Annotated in this window: 18 protein-coding genes; 1 reads left to right on the plus strand and 17 read right to left on the minus strand. The window is 65.0% G+C overall.

The features are described from left to right. Positions 1 to 30: 30 nt before the first annotated feature. The 9 genes from HH800_RS01195 to HH800_RS01235 all read right to left on the minus strand — a co-directional run bounded on the left by HH800_RS01195 (position 31) and on the right by HH800_RS01235 (position 8,894). Positions 31 to 267: a sulfurtransferase TusA family protein gene (locus tag HH800_RS01195; protein WP_097382319.1), complete on the minus strand. Its 237-nt coding sequence runs from the start codon at positions 265 to 267 to the stop codon at positions 31 to 33. Next, the gene (gene der, locus HH800_RS01200) at positions 257 to 1,621 is read right to left on the minus strand and encodes a ribosome biogenesis GTPase Der (protein WP_010338561.1); all 1,365 of its coding nucleotides are present in this window, start codon (positions 1,619 to 1,621) and stop codon (positions 257 to 259) included. The genes HH800_RS01195 and der overlap by 11 nt, the downstream gene beginning before the upstream one ends. Positions 1,622 to 1,653: 32 nt before the next feature. Further along, positions 1,654 to 3,003: a PQQ-binding-like beta-propeller repeat protein gene (locus tag HH800_RS01205; protein ID WP_004210733.1), complete on the minus strand. Its 1,350-nt coding sequence runs from the start codon at positions 3,001 to 3,003 to the stop codon at positions 1,654 to 1,656. An 8-nt stretch (positions 3,004 to 3,011) separates the two neighbouring features. Next, a complete protein-coding gene (locus HH800_RS01210; RefSeq protein ID WP_169859967.1) occupies positions 3,012 to 3,710 on the minus strand; it encodes a tetratricopeptide repeat protein in 699 nt (232 codons plus the stop codon). A 74-nt stretch (positions 3,711 to 3,784) separates the two neighbouring features. Then, positions 3,785 to 4,657 (minus strand): 3-methyl-2-oxobutanoate hydroxymethyltransferase, encoded by an 873-nt coding sequence (gene panB / locus HH800_RS01215; protein ID WP_004210735.1) that lies wholly within the window; start codon positions 4,655 to 4,657, stop codon positions 3,785 to 3,787. A gap of 102 nt (positions 4,658 to 4,759) precedes the next feature. Then, positions 4,760 to 7,219, minus strand: a complete 2,460-nt coding sequence (locus HH800_RS01220; RefSeq protein ID WP_010338564.1) for a TonB-dependent receptor — start codon at positions 7,217 to 7,219, stop codon at positions 4,760 to 4,762. A 167-nt stretch (positions 7,220 to 7,386) separates the two neighbouring features. Further along, complete coding sequence (locus HH800_RS01225; RefSeq protein ID WP_010338565.1) at positions 7,387 to 7,575, minus strand: YezD family protein; 189 nt, start codon at positions 7,573 to 7,575, stop codon at positions 7,387 to 7,389. A gap of 110 nt (positions 7,576 to 7,685) precedes the next feature. Then, complete coding sequence (locus tag HH800_RS01230; protein ID WP_010338566.1) at positions 7,686 to 8,354, minus strand: RBBP9/YdeN family alpha/beta hydrolase; 669 nt, start codon at positions 8,352 to 8,354, stop codon at positions 7,686 to 7,688. 174 nt (positions 8,355 to 8,528) lie between these two features. Continuing rightward, complete coding sequence (locus tag HH800_RS01235) at positions 8,529 to 8,894, minus strand: PRC-barrel domain-containing protein (RefSeq protein WP_004210742.1); 366 nt, start codon at positions 8,892 to 8,894, stop codon at positions 8,529 to 8,531. Between the two features lie 86 nt (positions 8,895 to 8,980). Here HH800_RS01235 and HH800_RS01240 point away from each other — a divergent pair, with 86 nt between their 5' ends. After that, positions 8,981 to 9,412: an OsmC family protein gene (locus tag HH800_RS01240; protein WP_169859968.1), complete on the plus strand. Its 432-nt coding sequence runs from the start codon at positions 8,981 to 8,983 to the stop codon at positions 9,410 to 9,412. Here the strand turns inward: HH800_RS01240 and HH800_RS01245 are convergent. The 8 genes from HH800_RS01245 to HH800_RS01280 form a co-directional block, all read right to left on the minus strand. Beyond that, positions 9,409 to 10,314: a DMT family transporter gene (locus HH800_RS01245; protein ID WP_169859969.1), complete on the minus strand. Its 906-nt coding sequence runs from the start codon at positions 10,312 to 10,314 to the stop codon at positions 9,409 to 9,411. The two genes, HH800_RS01240 and HH800_RS01245, sit on opposite strands and share 4 nt — an antisense overlap. 53 nt (positions 10,315 to 10,367) lie before the next feature. Then, positions 10,368 to 11,174: a class I SAM-dependent methyltransferase gene (locus tag HH800_RS01250; RefSeq protein WP_169859970.1), complete on the minus strand. Its 807-nt coding sequence runs from the start codon at positions 11,172 to 11,174 to the stop codon at positions 10,368 to 10,370. Positions 11,175 to 11,261: 87 nt separating this feature from the next. Beyond that, the gene (locus HH800_RS01255; RefSeq protein ID WP_169859971.1) at positions 11,262 to 11,987 is read right to left on the minus strand and encodes an anti-sigma factor family protein; all 726 of its coding nucleotides are present in this window, start codon (positions 11,985 to 11,987) and stop codon (positions 11,262 to 11,264) included. Next, a complete protein-coding gene (locus tag HH800_RS01260) occupies positions 11,980 to 12,507 on the minus strand; it encodes a sigma-70 family RNA polymerase sigma factor (RefSeq protein ID WP_235681992.1) in 528 nt (175 codons plus the stop codon). The genes HH800_RS01255 and HH800_RS01260 overlap by 8 nt, the downstream gene beginning before the upstream one ends. Before the next feature lie 5 nt (positions 12,508 to 12,512). Further along, positions 12,513 to 13,736 (minus strand): glycosyltransferase family 4 protein, encoded by a 1,224-nt coding sequence (locus HH800_RS01265; protein ID WP_169859972.1) that lies wholly within the window; start codon positions 13,734 to 13,736, stop codon positions 12,513 to 12,515. Between the two features lie 46 nt (positions 13,737 to 13,782). Further along, positions 13,783 to 14,508, minus strand: a complete 726-nt coding sequence (locus HH800_RS01270; protein ID WP_235681993.1) for a hypothetical protein — start codon at positions 14,506 to 14,508, stop codon at positions 13,783 to 13,785. A 79-nt stretch (positions 14,509 to 14,587) separates the two neighbouring features. After that, positions 14,588 to 16,120 (minus strand): CpaF family protein, encoded by a 1,533-nt coding sequence (locus HH800_RS01275; protein ID WP_169859973.1) that lies wholly within the window; start codon positions 16,118 to 16,120, stop codon positions 14,588 to 14,590. Further along, positions 16,117 to 17,649 (minus strand): 6-pyruvoyl-tetrahydropterin synthase-related protein, encoded by a 1,533-nt coding sequence (locus HH800_RS01280; protein ID WP_235681994.1) that lies wholly within the window; start codon positions 17,647 to 17,649, stop codon positions 16,117 to 16,119. The genes HH800_RS01275 and HH800_RS01280 overlap by 4 nt, the downstream gene beginning before the upstream one ends. Between the last annotated feature and the right edge of the window lie 82 nt (positions 17,650 to 17,731).

Here is a 17,731-nt window from a genome sequence, read left to right on the forward strand (position 1 = left end):
CGAGATTAGCCGGCGGGCGTAAACAGCCGGTTAAGCCGGCACCTTGCTGAGCGCGAAACGCTGCGGGGAAAGGGCGGAAAATTGCCATCCATGCTGCTGCGCCAGCGCTGCCAGTTCGCGCGGGGCGATAGCGTCGTCGGCATCAATCGTCACATGATCTGCGTCACGCATAGCTCGGGCGGCGCGCAGGACGGGCCAGGGACATTTCATGCCCCTGGCGTCGACATGAAAGGGGGCGGCCTCAGGGCCGCCCGCCTCATTTGGCATAGGGGTTCTTGGCGCTGCGCAGCGTCAGGCGCACCGGCACGGCGCCGAAGCCCAGTTCCTTGCGGATCCCGTTCACCAGATAGCGGCGATAGCTTTCGGGCAGTTCGTCAAGCCGCGTGCCGAACAGCACGAACGTCGGCGGGCGCGTCTTGTTCTGCGTGATGTAGCGCAGCTTGATCCGCTTGCCGCCCGGTGCCGGCGGCGGGTTGGCCTCCAGCGCGGCTTCGAACCAGCGGTTGAGCACGCCGGTCGAAATACGCTGCGACCAGGCGGTGCGGGTTTCGAACGCGACCTTGATCAGGTCATCGAGCCCCTTTCCGGTGGCGGCCGACACGGTCATGATCGGCACGCCGCGGACCTGCGCCAGGCCGTCGAACAGCGCCTGCTTGATGCCCTGATACAGGGCCGAGCCATGTTCCACCGTATCCCATTTGTTGAGGGCGACGATGAGGGCGCGGCCTTCCTCCAGCACCTTGTCGGCGATGCGCAGATCCTGCGCTTCAAGCCCGCGGGTGGCATCGAGCAGCAGCACCACGACTTCGGCGAAGTTCACGGCGTTGAGGCCATCGGAAACGGCCAGCTTTTCCAGCTTGTCCTGCACCTTGGCGCGCTTGCGCATGCCGGCGGTGTCGATCAGGCGGACGGGGCGTTCCTCGCCCTCATAGCTGGTCCACATCCAGTCGACGGCGATGCTGTCGCGGGTGATGCCGGCTTCCGGTCCGGTCAGCAGGCGATTCTCGCCGAGCAGCCGGTTGATGAGGGTCGACTTGCCGGCATTGGGGCGGCCAACGATGGCGAGCTTGAGCGGGGCGCTCTCCTCGTCCTCGTAAAATTCCTTCTCATGCTCCTCGCCATCCTCGCGCTCGAGATAGGGGAGCAGCGCCTGGAACAGGTCGGCCAGGCCCTGGCCATGTTCGGCGGAGAAGGGGATGGGTTCGCCCAGGCCCAGTATGAAGGCCTCCATGACGCCGGCTTCGGTCGCCTTGCCCTCGGCCTTGTTGGCGACCAGGATCACCGGGGCATCGCCCTCGCGCAGCCAGCGGGCGATTTCCTCGTCCAGCGGGGTGATGCCGGCGCGGGCATCGACCATGAACAGGGCGACGTCGCAATTCTCGACCGCGGCCTGGGTCTGCATGCGCATGCGACCGGGCAGGCTGTGGGGATCCTCATCCTCATAGCCGGCGGTGTCGATGATGGTGAAGTCGAGGCCCAGAAGATGAGCCTCGCCCTCGCGCCGGTCGCGGGTGACGCCGGGCTGGTCATCGACCAGTGCCAGCTTCTTGCCGACCAAGCGGTTGAAAAGGGTGGACTTGCCCACATTGGGCCGCCCGACAATGGCAACTGTGGGCAGCATGATGTGGGCCCGTTTCCTTTCTATCGCTGCCCTTAACGCAGCGCCGTCAGCTTGCCGTCATCGGCAAGGATGTAGAGCATGTTGTTGGCGACCACCGGCGAGAGCGACATGGACTTGTTCATGTCCACTGCCTGCTGGATGGTGCCGGTCGCCGGATCGACATAGTTCAGATCACCATGGGTCGATACCAGAATCAGGCGGCCACCGGCAAGGACCGGGCCGGTCCAGCGGATCGCCTTGTCCTTCTTCTTTTCCTTTTGCCAGCGGCGCAGCTGGCTGATCCAGCGGATCTTGCCGGTCGCGCGGGCGACGCAGAGCAGCTTGGCATCGCTGGTGACGGCAAACACCCACTCACCCGCGATCCAGGGGGTGGAGATGCCGGCGATGTTGATTTCCCACAGGCGCTGGCCGCTGGTGAGTTCGTAGGAGGCCATGCGACCGCCCTGGCCGATCGCGAAGACGCGGCCGCGGTCGATCACCGGATCGGCGTCGATGTCGGTCAGCGAGGCGACGGCGGTGGAGATGCTGGTGCGCGACAGCGCATCGCCCCACAGGGTGCGGCCATTTTCATAGCGATAGGCGTTGATCTCGCCCGAGCTGTAGCCTGCGATCACCGTGCCCTGCGCGGCGGCCGGAGCGGCCACGCCGAAAATGCCGGTCACCTGCAACGTGCCGCTGTCGGTCCACTGGGTGGCGCCGTCGCTCTGGTTGAGGGCGAAGATCTGGTTGTCCTGGCCCATCACATAGACATGGCCATTTTCCAGCGTCGGGGCGCCGCGCAGCGGGCCGCCGGGATGGACCTTCCACCCGATCGAGCCGTCGGCGACGTTCATCGATACGACGTCGCCGACGCCGGTGCTGGCGAACAGCTTGTCGCCCAGGACGCTGACGCCGCCGCCGAACAGGGCGCGGCCATTGCCTTCGGCCGGAAGGCTGGTCTGCCACAGCTTCTGGCCGGTGTTGGCATCCATCGCGATGACATGGGCGCCGGCGTCGATCACGAAGAGCTTGCCGCCGGACACGACGGGTGCGGAGGCAAGGCGCGCTTGCGGCGTGCTGCCTTCGATCGATGCGGTCCAGGCCTGCTGCGGCGCTGCGCCCAGCGCCAGATGGCCCATCGCCTTGGACGGATCGCCGCCCGGCTGCGACCATTGGTCATTGGCGTAGGATTCGGGCAGGGTGACGGGCACGTCGGCCAGGGTCGGATCGACTTCGATCCCCTGTTCGTTTGACAGGATCGAGGTGCGGTTGCCGACGACCGGGGTTTTGGGGCCGCCCTTCTTGCCGCCGACCACGCCGCAGCCCGCCAGCATCGCAACCAGGGCGACGGTGGTCAGGGTACGGCCCATCGGGCCGAATTTCGTGATGCTGTGCTTAGCCATGCGCTTGCTTATCCCTGTACCGGTTCGGCGGGCGTTTCGACCGCATCAATTCCCAATAGCCCCGCCATCTGTCGCGCACGTGAACGGATCGACTGGGGTACATTCTCATCCTTGGCCATGGCCGCGAACATCGGGCCGGCCAGTTCGGGCTTGCGCATCTTCATATAGGCGATGGCAACCAGTTCGCCGGCGCTGCCGAACCAGGGCGCGCCCTCGACGGCGAGGGGCTTGAGGCGATCGACCACCTGCTGCGGCTTGAGCGCGTCGAATTCGATCGTGGTCTGACGGATCAGGGCCAGGTCGCGATAGGGCTGGTCGAGCGAGCTGTCCGCCGCCATCGCCTTATAGGCTTCGATCGCCGCCTTGTTGTCGCCCTTGCGCGCGGCGAGGCCGGCCTTCACCAGCAGGGCGGAGGCGCGATAGCCGGGCTGGCTGGCCTTGGCCAGCGCATCGATATCCTTGGCATCGGGCGTGCCGCCGCCGACCGCAGTCGCCAGCATCTTGTCCATCTGTTCGGACACGGCTTCCGACTGGGTCTTGCTGTAATGCTGCCAGTAGAGCCAGCCGCCAAAGGCGGCGAGGCCGACGATCAGCAGGACGGCCAGGGCGCGGCCATAACGCTGCCAGAAGGTCAGGAGCTGGTCCTGGCGGACGGCGTCATCGACCTCCCGCATGAAGGCTTCGCTGTTTTGCGGCGTCAGGGCCACGGGAATCTCCGAAAAATGGTCATTAGGGGCAGCCGGAAGGCGGGATCATTAGCGGCGTGGCAGGGACACGCAAATCACTTTTTCGGCCGATAGACCTGATCATCGCCCGGAAAGCTGCGATTGCGCACCTCCGCGGCATAGCTTTCCGCCGCCTGGCTGATCGTTTCGGCAAGGTTGGCGTAGCGTTTCACGAAACGCGCGGTGCGTTCGAACATGCCCAGCATGTCCTCCGCCACCAGCACCTGGCCATCGCAACGGGCCGATGCGCCGATGCCGATCACGGGTATGTCGACGCTGGTCGTGATGATGTCGGCCAGTTCCTCCATCACCCCTTCGACCACCATGCCAAAGGCGCCGGCGGCGGCCACGGCCTTGGCGTCGCCCAGGATCTTGGCATGTTCCTCCTGGCTCTTGCCGCGCGCGCCATAGCCGCCCAGCGCATTCACCGCTTGGGGCGTCAGGCCGATATGGGCCATCACCGGGATACCGCGCTGGGTCAGGAAGCGGATCGTCTCCGCCATCGCCTCGCCGCCTTCCAGCTTGACCCCGGCGCAGCCGGTTTCGGCCATGACGCGGCTGGCGCTGGCAAAGGCCTGCTGCGGCGATGCCTCATAGGAGCCGAAGGGCATGTCGACCAGGACGACGCTGTGATAGCTGCCGCGTACCACGGCGGCGCCATGGGCGATCATCATGTCGAGCGTGACCGGCAGGGTGGAGGGCAGGCCATAGATGACCTGGGCCAGCGAATCGCCGACCAGCAGCATGTCGCAATGCGGATCGAGCAGTTGCGCCTGACGCGCAGTATAGGCGGTCAGCATCACCAGCGGCTCGTCGGTCTTGCCCTCGAACTTGCGGCGCTGGATTTGGGGCACGGTCAGCCGCTTCATCGGCGCGGGCGTGGGATTGGCGCGGCTGGTCGCGGTGTCGAGCGTGAAGGTCGTGGACATGGGGCGCGGTCTAGCCCAGCGCGGGGCGGCTTGCAAATGCCGGACCGGCCGGCGCGGCATGATGCACGCGCCGGCCGGCCGTCCTGTCCGTGTCCGATCGGATCAGAAGGAGAATTTGATCGTGCCGCCCCAGGTCTGCGGATCGCCGACCTGGCCGGCGATCAGGCCGGTATTGCCCGGTGCGACCTGAAGATTTTCGATATAGTTGACGTCGAAGGCGTTGCGCACCCAGCCGAACACATCGAAACCTTCGCCGCGGAAGCCGGCACGGACGTTGGTCAGGGCATAGCCCTTCACTTCGGTGTAGATGGATGGCGAGGCATTGCTGTTCCAGTGCGAACGGTAATTGCCGTCGACGCCCAGATAGAGCTGCCCGTCCTTCGCCAGCAGCGTGACCGGAATGTTATATTCCGCGCCGTAGGAGAAGGCCCATTTCGACACGCCGGGCAGGTTTTGCCCCGAAATGTCGCACTGGCGCGGGCTGAGTGCGCCGGGGACGCCGGGCTGCGAATAATCCGGGGTGGCGCCCGACGGCTGGTAGGTGCCGCCGGACAATTCGGGCGGGCAGGGGGCGTCGACGAACTTCTTGTATTTGGCGTCGGTGAAGGCGCCATTGGCATAGGCGGTGAAGCGGTCGCTGGCGACAATCTTGAAATCCGCCTCGATCCCCTGCGAGCGGACCTTGCCGGCATTGGCGAGATAGCCCCGCACCGTGCCGAACTGGCCGCCATTCACGGTTGCCTGGAAATTCTTGATGTCGGTGCGGAAGGCGGTGAGGTTGAAGGTCGCCCGGCGATCCAGGAACTGGGTCTTGAGGCCGATTTCATAATGATTGACCGATTCCGGCTTCACCGTGCTGGCGTCATAATTGACAGTGTTGTCGGCGTTGAGCGGCAGGCCATTCTGGTTGATGCCCAGCGTCTTGAAGCTCTTCGCATAGGTCGCATAGGCCAGCACGTCCGGCGCGATCTTGTAATTGACGTTGAAGTCATAGGTGAAGTTCCAGGCGCTGTCGGACGGGGAACTGACCTGCGGCTGATAGACGCCGCACTGTTGCGTCGTCCCCTTGATGGTGCCGGGCTCCGCAACCGTGGTGCAGCTGATGGCCTGGCCCTGCGCATTGGTGACGACACGCTGGTAGAAACCGGACTTCTTGTCATAGTTCAGGCGCACGCCGGGCTGGATGGTCAGGGCGTCCGTGACCTTCCAGCTGAGCTGGCCGAACAGGGCGGCGCTGTCGGCCTTGAGCCATTGCGTGTTGCTGGCGGTCAGGCCCGCCAGAGTGGCCGGAATGTTGGCGGGGTTGTTCGGGTCGGTCGAGGGGGCAAGGCTCCACTGGGCCGCATCTTCGCCCTGCTGTTCGGTGCCCTGGGTGTCGATCCGCTGCTTGAAGCCGAACAGGCCGACGACGAAGTCGATGTCCTTGCTCTCGTAATTATAGCGGAATTCCTGGCTATACTGGTCCTGCTGCGAGGGGTTCTGCGATTTGGAGACGATCGACAGGCCGGTGAAGTCGCGGTCATTTTCCGGCTTCCAGTCCCAGAAGCGCCAGGCGGTGACCGAGGTCAGCGTGCCGGGGCCGACATCCCATTTGATCTTGGCCGACACGCCGCCAATCTTGTTGCCGGCATTGAGGTTGGAATCGAGGTCGGTCAGTCGGTCATAGGGGTTGCGGCTGGGCACGACATAGCCCTGGGCAGCGGCCAGCGCATCATATTGGCGATTGAGCGGACGCTGGGTCTTGCCGACGCGCACGAAGGTGGTGCCGCAGCATTCGGGATCCTGCTTGCTATAGTCGCCCGACAAGGTGAGGCTGAAATCCTCGGTCGGCTGGAACAGCAACTGGCCGCGAATGCCCAGATTGTCCTGCTCGTTGATCCAGCGCTGGCTGGTCACATTGTAGAGCGTGCCGCGGCGGCTGGTCGCGGCGACGGCGATGCGGGCGGCGATCGTGTCGGTCAGCGGGCCGGAAATGGCGGCCTTCGCCTGCTTGTAATTGAGGTTGCCGACCGTCAGTTCGGCGCGGCCCTCGAAGTCGAAGGTCGGCTGGTTGGTCGTGATGTTGATCGCGCCCGCCGTGGTGTTCTTGCCATAGAGCGTGCCCTGCGGACCGCGCAGCACTTCCACCTGGTTGACGTCGAGGAAGTCGAAGGTCGCGGCGGCGACGCGGCTGTTATAGACATCGTCGACATAGATGCCGACGCCCTGTTCGAAGCCGTCGCTGGTGAGGCCGAACGGCACGCCAAGGCCGCGGATGTTGACCGAGGTGTTGCGGGGATTGGTGGTGTAGACCTGCAGCGTCGGAGCGAGCTGCTGCAGCTTCACGATGTTGAAATTGCCGGTCGCCTCGATGCTGTCGCCCTTCACCACGGAAATGGCCAAGGGCACTTCCTGCGCGGTTTCCTGGCGGCGGCGGGCGGTGACGACGATCACGTCGCCGCGCGGGCTGCTGGCCTGCTGGTCATCGGCGGCAGCGGGTTGGGCGGCTTCGGCCGCAAAGGCGGCAGGCGTGACAAATGACGCGCTCGCCACGCTGGCGAGCAACAGAAAACGCGCAATCATGTTCTTCCCCTTGGTTCCGGAGGTCCGGTGAGTTTTGATCGCGGCGTTTCCGGTGGTCCGGTCAAAGCCGTGCTGGGGTCGTTTCTGGTGATGCGGCGTCCCCAGTGCCGCATCGGCATGCCATCCCCGACATGCCCTGATCTATGCGCTTGCCCTCCCTTGATCGGTCAGGCGGTCAGGCGCGTCTTTTCGGTGACGTCGATCTGCACGACGCGGGCGTCGTGGACGGTCAATGTGATGGAGCCGAAGCGCAGCCCTTCCAGCACGTCGCGCACCTTGTCGATGCTGGCGATGATGTCGGGGCGCTGGCTTTCGGCGCGGCTGTGGCGAAGTTCGATGGTTCTATGTTCGGTCATGTTCATCCCTCTGGCCGCGTTTTAACTCAACTGCATTAGTAGACAAAAAAGCAAATATAAGGGGCGCGCAAGATTCTCTTGTCGCGCCCCGGCGATGTCTGGGGCCGATATCAGCTGGTCATGCGCAGCCCGTCGGACGGGCGATCAAGCCGCGCCATCGGCATGGCCGGGCGCATCTGGCGCACGGCGGACGCCTGTTCCTGCGCATTGTCGATCAGCCGTTCCAGCAGCGCCTGGCCAAAGCCCCAGGCGCCCAGCCCCGAATCCGCGTTGATATGGCCGCTATGGCCGGCATCGACGAACTGGCTGCCCCAATTCTTGCCGATGCTGTGGGCGCGTTCGAAGAAGATATAGGGGTCGTTGCGACTGGCGACGAGGATCGACGGGAAGGGCAGGGGCGTGCGCGGCGTCGGGCCGAATCCGCCGATCGTCTCGGGCGTTTCCATCCGGTCGCAATCGGGCGGCGCCACCAGCAGCGCGCCGGTCACCGGCCAGCCATAGGCCTGGCTTTGCAGGGCGCCCCACCAGGCGACGGCCAGGCAGCCCAGGCTGTGCGCCGCCAGGATGACCGGCCCATCCGCCTGACGAATGGCAGCGTCGAGCCGCGTGACCCAGGCATTGCGATTGGGGCTGGCCCAGCTGCCCAGGTCGACGCGCTGGCAATCGCCGCGTCCGCTGTCCCACAATGTCTGCCAATGATCCGGGCCGCTGTTGTTGAGGCCGGGGATGGTCAGCACGACCGGCTGGCGCGCGTCACCCGAATGTCCGAATCGCTCCATTATCCTTATCCTCGTCCTATATTCTGAGCCTCCCAAAATAATACTATTCATCTGGTAGACAATGGGTGAGCGTCGAAATGTGTCAGAATCTGGGCAACCTGAATGGCAGATAAACGGGCGCGTCGACCCCATGGCCGCGCGCCCGCATCAAGGCCCTGAACGGGCAGGGAAAAGCTACCAGGGGTAGATCAGCCCATAATATTGGTAGACGTTGCGGCCATAGGCATCGTCGAAGGCCGGCCGATCCTCGTCCAGATAATGGGGCGCCTGTTCCAGCACCTCCTTGGCCAGTTCGATCACATAGCCGCCCTTGTCCATATCATAGGCCAGCATCGACCAGGGCAGGGGATAATGTTCATTGCCCATGCCCAGGAAACCGCCGAAGGACAGCAGCGCATAGCGCACATGGCCGCTACGCTTGTCGACCATGAAATGGGATATCTTGCCAAGCCTGTCGCCCTGGCGGTTGTAGACGGCGGTGCCCTCGACCCGGTCGGACGCGATCAGGTCATGGCGATGCGCGCTCATCATCTCGGCCATTGTCACTCTCCTGCAAAAACATTCTATTCTGATGCAACCATGGGGAACCGCTGGGGTTCCTCCGCTTCACAGCAAGGAGCATCGGCATGAAGATCAATCGCAGCGGTTCGGCGGCCTGGAGCGGCGGCCTGAAGGACGGCAAGGGCGCGATCTCGACCCAGAGCGGCGCGCTCGACGCCTATCCCTATGGCTTCGCCACCCGGTTCGAGGGCATGCCGGGCAGCAATCCGGAAGAACTGATCGCGGCGGCCCATGCCTCCTGCTTCACCATGGCATTGTCGCTGATCCTGGGCGAAGCCGGACTGACGGCGGAGAAGATGGAGACGAGCGCGGTCGTCACGCTGGAGCAGCAGGAGGGCGGCTTTGCCATCACCGCGAGCAAGCTGACGCTGAAGGCGAAGATCCCCGGCGCCGACGACGTGACCTTCCAGGAACTGGCGGCGAAGGCGAAGGCCGGGTGCCCGGTATCGAAACTGCTGAAGGCCGATATCAGCCTGGACGCGGAACTGCTGGCCTAGGCCGTCGCGATACGCCTGGCGTGGCGATGTTCACGCCAGGCGATATAGAGGCCGCTGGCGATGATCAGTGCGGCGCCGACCCAGGTGGTCCACATCGGCCAGTCGCCCCAGATCGCCCAGCCCAGCAGGGTGGTCCACAGGATCGAGCTATAATCCATCGGCAATACTACCGACACCGGCGCCCAGCGCAGCGCGGCGGTGAGGCAGAGTTGCGCGATGCCGCCGAACAGGCCGATCATCAGCAACAGGCCCCAGGTCTGCGCGTCATGCGGCTGGCCATAGAAGAGCATGCCGATGCCGAGCGGCGGCACCGACAGGGCCGTGAACCAGAAGACGACGACCCCCGCGCTCTCGGTGCGGCCCAGTTCCCGCAGCACCAGGCTGACGCTGGCCGTCACCAGCGCGGCGGTGATGGCGACGGCAACGCCCATCGGCGGGAAATGGCCGCCTTCGGGCCGGACCATGATGAGGACGCCCAGAAAGCCGATCAGGACCGCCGCCCATCGATGGATGCCGGTGGGCTCGCGCAGGATCAGCGCCGACAGGATCGTGCCGAAGATCGGCATGGTGAAGCCGATCGTCGTCGCCTCGGCCGGCGGCAACAGGATGTAGGACAGGAAATTGAGCGCCATGCCGGTGAGGCCGATGACCATGCGGGTCGCATGGACGCTGATCCGCCGGGTGCGGATGGCGCCGATGCCGCTGCTCATCGCCAGCCAGGCGAAGACCACGGGCAGGGCAAGCGCTTGACGGTAGAAGAGGGTTTCGACCAGATGGACGCCATGGGCGTCGGCAACCCGGCCGGTCACGAACATCACCGCCAGGCAGATGACCGCGACCAGGCGCAGGCCGATGGCGAAGAGCGGGCGATGCGGGCGGGACGGGGCGGCGGCGCTGGACACGCCGCTTCCTTAACCCGGTTACGCGATGGCGCAACCGGGCTGGACCGGGTTTCTTACTTGAGCGGCTTGCGGAATTTCAGCGTCATGCGGTCGCTTTCGCCGATCGCAACATACTTCGCCCTGTCAACTTCGCCGTTACGCAGCGTGGGCGGCAGGGTCCAGACGCCCTTTTCCCAGTCGGCCGTATCCTTGGGATTGGCGTTCACTTCCGATGCGCCGACATATTCGAAGCCCGCGCCTTCCGCGATACGGCGGATGGTCGAGACCTTGAGATAGCCGCTGCTCTTTTCCAGCGCCGTGTCGCGATCCTCGGGCAGGCGATGGTCGACGATGCCCAGCGTGCCGCCGGGCTTGAGCATGGCGAAAAAGGCCTTGAAGGTCGCATCCTCGCTGCCGCCCATGACCATGTTGTGGACATTGCGGAAGGTCAGCACGGTGTCGACGCTGTTGGCCGGGATGCTGGCAGCTTCCTCGGGATAGGCGACCAGCTTCACCTTGTCATAGGCCTGCGGTTTTTCGGCCAGGAACTTCTTGTAGCCGTCAAGATAGCGGCCGGTCGGCTGGAGCGCGTAGAAGCTGCCCTTGTCGCGCAGCAGCGGCGCCAGGATTTCCGTGTACCAGCCGCCGCTCGGCGCCCATTCCACCACCGTCTGGGTCGGCGTCACGCCAAAGAAGGCGAGTGTTTCCTGCGGATGGCGATATTTGTCGCGGGCGACATTGGCCGGGGTGCGGCTGGATGCGCCGATGGCGGCTGCCACCGGATTGGCGCCATGGCCGGCATGCTGGGCGACGGCCGCGCCCAGCGGCAGGAGGGCAAGGGCAGCGGCAAGGGCGATCGATCGGCGGGGAAAAGCGGACATGGGCAACCTCTCAACGGACCTGGAGCGCAGGGTGTGCCGTGCCCGCATCCCACTGGCAAGGAAATCCGGTGCTTATGGACCGGTTGGTCAGGACCAGCTGCCCGCGATCGACTCCGCCGTGGCGTCGATCGCGGCCGGTTCATCCTCACCGGTCAGCGCATAGGACATGTCGCCGCGCCGCCAATAGGCCACTGACTGCGCGCCCTCGCGCACCGAATCCGGCCGTTCTGGGGCGTCGGTGCGCTGGTGCATGGCATAGATGGACAGGTCGCGCCCCTCGGGCGTGCGCAGCGCGATCAGCAGCGCGGGCGTGCGTTCACCGGGGAAGAGCTGGACATCGGTCACGCGCCAGTCGGCGGGCAGGCCGGGAATGTCGATATGGGTGCTGGCCAATATCTCGCGCGGGTCGAAGCTGGGCGATTCGATCTGCCCCTGCATCCGGGCGCGGATCATGGCGACGCGGTGGGAGGTTGCGGCATCGACCACATAGGCGGGCGGCCCGTCGCGCACCATGAGCAGGGCAACGAAGCTTGCCGCCAGCAGGGCAAGGCCGCCGCCGGCGCCGATCGCAAAGCGACGATGGCGCGCGGCGGGCGGGTGGAGAGCGCTCGCCTGTGCCGCCATGGCTTCGGGCAGGGGCGCGCGGTCCTGCGCCAACAGGCGCAGCCCGGTGCGGGCGCTGAGGTCGCCCATGACCTGCGCGGCGAGGTCGGGCCGGCGCGACAGGCGGGTTTCCACCGCAAAGCGCCGGCCGGGATCGAGCTGGCCGTCGACATAGGCCATCAGTTCGATCTCCAAAGGATCCTCACTCATCTTGTCCTCCCACGATGCGCAGCCGATCGCGCGGCTGCCTGTCCCTGTCCTGTCGCAATGTCGCCCGCGCACGGGCCAGGCGCGACATCACCGTGCCGACCGCTATGCCCAGAAGGTCGGCGCTTTCCTGATAGCTCAGCCCTTCGACGACGGTCAGGTGCATGACGGCGCGCTGATGGTCGGGCAGGTCGGCAAAGGCGCGGGCGACCTGCATCAGGTCGGCGCGCACCTCCTGTTCGGGATCGGCATGATCGACCTGGATCTGGGCAAAGGCCAGATTGCGGCGTGTTTCCGCCGCCTCGCGCCGCTTCGCCGAGATGAAGACATTGTGGACGATGGCCAGCAGCCAGCGGCGGCGGCTGCGATCGGGTTGGAACTGGTCGCGCCGTTCGATCGCGCGCATCACGGCGTCCTGCACCACATCGTCAGCGGCGACATGGTCGCGCGACAGGGCGCGGGCATAGCGGCGCATAGCGCGCAGGTCCGCCTCCATTTCCATGTCCGTCCGCTTGCCCGTCATCCACATCATTCCATTGGGGCGCCCGCCAGTTCGCGATAGACGCGCGCCACCGAATCCAGGACATGGTCCCAGCGATAGTCGCCCGCCGTCGCCTCCGCCGCGTGGCCAAGCCGCCGCCTTAGGCTGGTGTCGCGGACGAGGGAAGCCAGGCCGCGGGCATAGGCGCCAACGTCGCCCGGCGGCACCAGCAATCCGTTGACGCCATTATCGATCAGGGCGGATGCGCTGGGGACGTCGGCCGACAGGACGGCAAGGCCGCTGGCCATCGCCTCCAGATTGACGTTGCCGAACGCCTCCGTGACGCTGGGATTGACCAATATGTCGGCGCTGGCGACTAGCGCGCCGAGGCGCGCCCCTTCGACATGGCCGGCAAAGCCGGCATTGGGCAGATGGCGGGCGAGGGCATCGCGCGCCGGGCCATCACCCAGGATCAGGGGGCGCAGCGACAGGCCGCTGGCGCGTGCCGTCATGATGGCGTCGGCGAAGATATCGAGTCCCTTTTCCCGGACCAGCCGGCCGAAGAAGAGCGGCACGACATCGTCGGGCGCATAGCCAAGCTGGGCGCGCAGGCTTTCATCTCGCATCGCCGGATGAAAGACGGATCGATCGACGCCCCGGCTCCAGAGGGTAATGCGCTCGGCGCCATGGATTGCGGCGAGGTCCGCGGCGATCGGCGGGGTCGGGGCGAGGATGCGGTCGCAATCGCCATAGAAGCGATCGAGATAGGCCACGACCTGCCGCCGCAGGAAGCCGAGGCGATAATAAGCAAGATAGGTCTCGAACCGGGTGTGCAGGCTGGCGACGGTTGGTACGGCGTTGCGCCGCGCCCAGTTCAGCGCCTGCCGGCCGAGCAGGTCGGGTGCGGACAGATGCACGATGTCAGGCTGGAACGCCTCCAGATCGGCGCGGGCGGCACGGGTCAGGCCGATCGCGAGCCGATATTCCGGGCGACCGGGAATGCAGAGCGAGCGCACCGATCGGACATCGCCGGCCGAGGTGAAGGCCGGCGTCGGCGCGGTCGGCGAATAGATGCGCACCTCTGCCTGATGCTCGTCCAGCATATGCCGGACCAGGCGGTTGAGTGCCCGGTTCGCGCCATCGCGCACGCAATCATAATTGCCCGAAAACAGCGCGATCTTCAGCGGCCGGGATGATGTCGGCGCCGTGGCGACCGGCAGGGCGGCATGAATATGGGCGCGAAGGGAAGAGAGCGGGGAATGCAGCGTCATGCCCCGCTTACGCTTGTCGGATCGCGCCTATTCCATCGATGGGCAATTAAAATTGCCGAATGATGCGCAGGCCGGCGGTGGGTCGGAAGACATCGCCACGCGGCCGTTCCGCGCCAAGGCCCGCCTGCATGGCGAAATTGCCGCCCAGTTGCTGGTGCAATTGCGGCATCAGCAGCAGGCCGCCCTCGCTGCCGCCCTGATAATTGATCTCCAGCCCCAAGACCTGCCCTTCGCGGCTGTCGTAGAAGGCTGAGTGGTTGAGGATCACGCCATTGCGGCCATGGCCGCCCGACAGCTTGACGTCGGCAAGCCCTGCCATCGTCACGCTGCTCCAACGGTTGTTGTAGCGGTGGGCCGCCATATAGGCGAAACTGCTGCGATATTGTTTGGCGCGGCGGTCATAGATGCCGAGATATTGGACGCCATGACCGGTGCGTCCGCCGCCGGTGGTGCCGAAACTCGCCTGCAAACCCAGCTTCAGTTCAGCAAGCCGGCCGTTGACGAAGGGCAGTTCGCCCTCGATCGCGAAGCCGTCGGCAAAGGCATATTCGATTTCCGGCGCCCACTGGACGGCGTCGTCATCGCCCGATAGCGGAACGGTCGCCAGCGTATTGACCTCCAGTTCGCCGCGCTTGGCGCCCAGCGGCCGCATCATGTCGAAGATCATCGGTTCGGGCACGTCGGGATAGGCGTCTGACGCCAGCGCGGCATCGCCCAGAAAGGCGCTCGCCATGGCGGCAAGGCCATGGCGCGAAAGGGATCGAACGGACAAGAAAGGCTGCTCCCGCGATGAGGATGTGAGGATTCACATCCCCGTCTACGCGGGAGCGGACGCCCTTATTCCCTGAGGATCAGAGGCAGGCTTCCAGGAAAGGCTGGTCGAAGCCGAACATGCGGGCCTTGTCGAGCGTATAGGGGCGCAGGCCCATCGAGCGATATTCGCCGATGATCTTACCGCTGTCATCCTCGTCATGATATTCGAACTTGAACAGTTCCTGGGTGACGATGACGTCGCCTTCCATGCCGATCACTTCGGTCACGTTGGTGACGCGGCGCGAACCGTCGCGCAGGCGCTTCACCTGGACGATCAGGTCGACCGAGTCGGCGATCTGCTTGGAAATGGCTTCCTTCGGGATCTTGATGTCGCCCATCAGGATCATGTTCTCCATACGGCCCAGGCATTCGCGCGGGCTGTTGCTGTGGAGCGTACACATGGAACCGTCATGGCCGGTGTTCATCGCGGCAAGCAGGTCGAAACATTCCGCGCCACGAATTTCGCCCAGGATGATGCGGTCCGGGCGCATACGCAGGGCGTTCTTGACGAGATCGCCGATGGTGATCGCGCCCTGGCCTTCCAGGTTGGGCGGGCGGGTTTCGAGCGGCAGCCAGTGCGGCTGCTGCAGGCGCAGTTCGGCCGCGTCCTCGATGGTCAGCACGCGCTCGCCCGGATCGATCATCTTCGACAGCGCATTGAGCATCGTCGTCTTGCCCGAACCGGTACCGCCCGAAATGACGATGTTGAAACGGCAGGCGCCGGCGATCTTGAGTGCGGTCGCCATCTTCTGGTTCATCGCGCCCCATTGGGCGAGCATGTCGATGGTGATCGGCTTGGCTGAGAATTTACGGATCGAGATGGCCGTGCCCTTGAGGCTGAGCGGCGGCACGATCACGTTGACACGCGAACCGTCGGGCAGGCGGGCGTCGGCCAGCGGCGTGGTCTGGTCGACGCGGCGGCCGACCTTGTTCACGATGCGCTGGGCGATCTGGAACAGATGCTCTTCATCGCGGAACTTGATCGGCGCGATCTGGAGCTTGCCCTTCTTTTCGACATAGGTCTGCTCGGGGCCGTTGACCATGATATCGCTGATGTCCGGGTCGGCCAGCAATTCCTCGAGCGGGCCGAGGCCCAAAAGCTCGTCGACCAGCACCTTTTCCAGCGCGAACTGCTCGCGCCGGTTGAGCGTCAGCTTCAGCTCGGCCAGCACTTCCATGATGATCGGCCGGAATTCCTCCGCCAGTTCATCCTTGGTGAGGGTCGCGGCCGCTTCGGGATCGACGCGTTCGAGCAGGCGGGGAAGCACCTGTTCCTTGATCTTGTGAACCGACGCCTCGAACCCTTGCGGACCGGCATCGGCGACATGTTCGGCATTGGCGCGTTCCGACAGGCGCGACATGGCGTCCGCATTGCGCTGCATCTGGCTGGTCGGCGCCGACAGCGGATCGAGCGGAATTTCGCCCGGCAGGGCCGCCAGGTCGAGCGGCGGGAACTGCTCGCCGCCGCGCGGGGCATCCTCGCGCGCTGCGCCGCCGCTGTGCATCGGTCGGGCGACGCCGAAACCCGGCTTGATGCCGGCAGGTCCATTTTTCCGTCCAAATGCGCTCATAACTCTCCGCCGGAATTCTGCGATCGGGCCAGCCACCCCAAAATGGGCCGATTCACCATGGCTGGAGAAGGTGAATAAGCTGGAAACTTTGACAAATGGCTAATGCGCCGGCGCCACAGAAGCAGCGCCAGCATCAGCGCAGCGGCGAGGCTGATGGCCGTGCCGACGCTTTCCTGCCACAGGCGCACCCGTTCGATCTGGTAAATGCCCGGCCGCGCATCGAAACTGATGAGGGGGCCATGGGAAGGCACAGGCTGACCGTTGTGTGTCACCTGCCAGATTGGGAAGGCGGCATGACCCATGGTCACGGGGCCGGGACGGGTGATGACAATCCGGTCGCCGCGCGGCAGGGCGCGCCAGGGGCGCAGGTCGGTCGAGCGATCGTAGCGATCGACGCGGGCAATGTCGAAACCGGCCGGAAGATACTCGGGGGCGTCGGGGACGGTCCGGTCGAGCCGGGCATAGTCGATCGGCAGGCGCAGATTGGCGCAGGTAATGATGCCGCTGACAAGATAAGGGAACAGCAGCAGCACGCCGGCACCCGCTAGCAGTACGGGGCGAGGACGATAGGTCATCAGCGCCGTGATGGTCGTAAATTCGACGATGCCCAGCGCCCGCCAGGGAAATTGCGTCTTGTCCAGCAGGTCGATCTGCCAGAGGAACGGGATGAGGTTAATCGACGCGAGGGCGGTGACGATAGCGATTCCCGACCAGATCGACCGGGCGGGCCAGGCCAGCAGCCCCAGCCCCAGCGCGATGCAGGGGAATAGTAAGAGATCTTCACGCCAGATCGACCAGTTGGCGGCGTGATATTTGCCCGTCCACAACAGGGCCGTCGACATATGCGCCTGTAGCGTGGCGGCGGGCAGCAGGTAGAAGGCGGCCAGGGTAAAGGCGAGAATGCCGGCGATCAGTCCGGGGACCAGCGTCGAGCGATCCTGCCATATCCGATGCAGCATCAGCGGCGCGATCAGGAACGGGCCGGTGAGTGTGGCCACCGGCAAATGGGTCAGGATCAGCGCGCCATAGCTGAGCGCGAGCAGGGCGATGCCGCTGCGCGAGGGCAGGCGCGCAATCCCCAGGGCGATAAGCGGCAGCCAGATGAAGGAGGCAAATTCGGCCAGGGCGCCGCGCACATAGAAATCATGGAGATGATAGGGCGCCAGCATATAGAGCGCGGCGCCCAGCAGCGGATGCGTACCGCGCGAGGCAAGCCAGCGATGCATCGCCATACCCGACGCGATCAACAGCAGGAGTGCAGCGACATTGATCGCCTGGAGAACTGGAATACCGATCGCCGCCAGTCCGCCGGACAGCCAATAGGCGAGCGGTGGATAGAAATAGAAGGTGGGGCTGCCCAAGCCTTCGAAGCTGTTGGGTAGCCAGCGCTCGTACAATTGCCCGGCGGCCATTTGCTCGCCGAAATGGCCGGTCCACATATAATTGTAGAGATAGGAATGGTTGGCCCCTGGGCCGAACAGGAAGGAGGGCAGCATCAGCAGGATGCCCAGCGCGGCCAATGGGGTCATTGGGTGACGAAGAAGGCCGGAAGCGAAGCGCATGACCGCCCTGATGCCGCAATAGGGTAAACGAAGCGTAAGTCCTGTTTGG

The sequence above is a fragment of the Sphingobium yanoikuyae genome (genome assembly GCF_013001025.1).
Taxonomy (GTDB): domain Bacteria; phylum Pseudomonadota; class Alphaproteobacteria; order Sphingomonadales; family Sphingomonadaceae; genus Sphingobium; species Sphingobium yanoikuyae_A.

Excerpts from the sequence above, each read along its gene's own strand:
- panB (WP_004210735.1), bottom strand. The coding sequence starts at position 4,657 with ATGTCCACGACCTTCACGCTCGACACCGCGACCAGCCGCGCCAATCCC.
- HH800_RS01220 (WP_010338564.1), bottom strand. The coding sequence starts at position 7,219 with ATGATTGCGCGTTTTCTGTTGCTCGCCAGCGTGGCGAGCGCGTCATTT.
- HH800_RS01235 (WP_004210742.1), bottom strand. The coding sequence starts at position 8,894 with ATGGCCGAGATGATGAGCGCGCATCGCCATGACCTGATCGCGTCCGAC.
- HH800_RS01195 (WP_097382319.1), bottom strand. The coding sequence starts at position 267 with ATGCCAAATGAGGCGGGCGGCCCTGAGGCCGCCCCCTTTCATGTCGAC.
- HH800_RS01260 (WP_235681992.1), bottom strand. The coding sequence starts at position 12,507 with ATGACGGGCAAGCGGACGGACATGGAAATGGAGGCGGACCTGCGCGCT.
- HH800_RS01275 (WP_169859973.1), bottom strand. The coding sequence starts at position 16,120 with ATGAGCGCATTTGGACGGAAAAATGGACCTGCCGGCATCAAGCCGGGT.
- der (WP_010338561.1), bottom strand. The coding sequence starts at position 1,621 with ATGCTGCCCACAGTTGCCATTGTCGGGCGGCCCAATGTGGGCAAGTCC.
- HH800_RS01250 (WP_169859970.1), bottom strand. The coding sequence starts at position 11,174 with ATGTCCGCTTTTCCCCGCCGATCGATCGCCCTTGCCGCTGCCCTTGCC.
- HH800_RS01240 (WP_169859968.1), top strand. The coding sequence starts at position 8,981 with ATGAAGATCAATCGCAGCGGTTCGGCGGCCTGGAGCGGCGGCCTGAAG.
- HH800_RS01225 (WP_010338565.1), bottom strand. The coding sequence starts at position 7,575 with ATGACCGAACATAGAACCATCGAACTTCGCCACAGCCGCGCCGAAAGC.
- HH800_RS01265 (WP_169859972.1), bottom strand. The coding sequence starts at position 13,736 with ATGACGCTGCATTCCCCGCTCTCTTCCCTTCGCGCCCATATTCATGCC.
- HH800_RS01205 (WP_004210733.1), bottom strand. The coding sequence starts at position 3,003 with ATGGCTAAGCACAGCATCACGAAATTCGGCCCGATGGGCCGTACCCTG.
- HH800_RS01280 (WP_235681994.1), bottom strand. The coding sequence starts at position 17,649 with ATGACCCCATTGGCCGCGCTGGGCATCCTGCTGATGCTGCCCTCCTTC.
- HH800_RS01230 (WP_010338566.1), bottom strand. The coding sequence starts at position 8,354 with ATGGAGCGATTCGGACATTCGGGTGACGCGCGCCAGCCGGTCGTGCTG.
- HH800_RS01255 (WP_169859971.1), bottom strand. The coding sequence starts at position 11,987 with ATGAGTGAGGATCCTTTGGAGATCGAACTGATGGCCTATGTCGACGGC.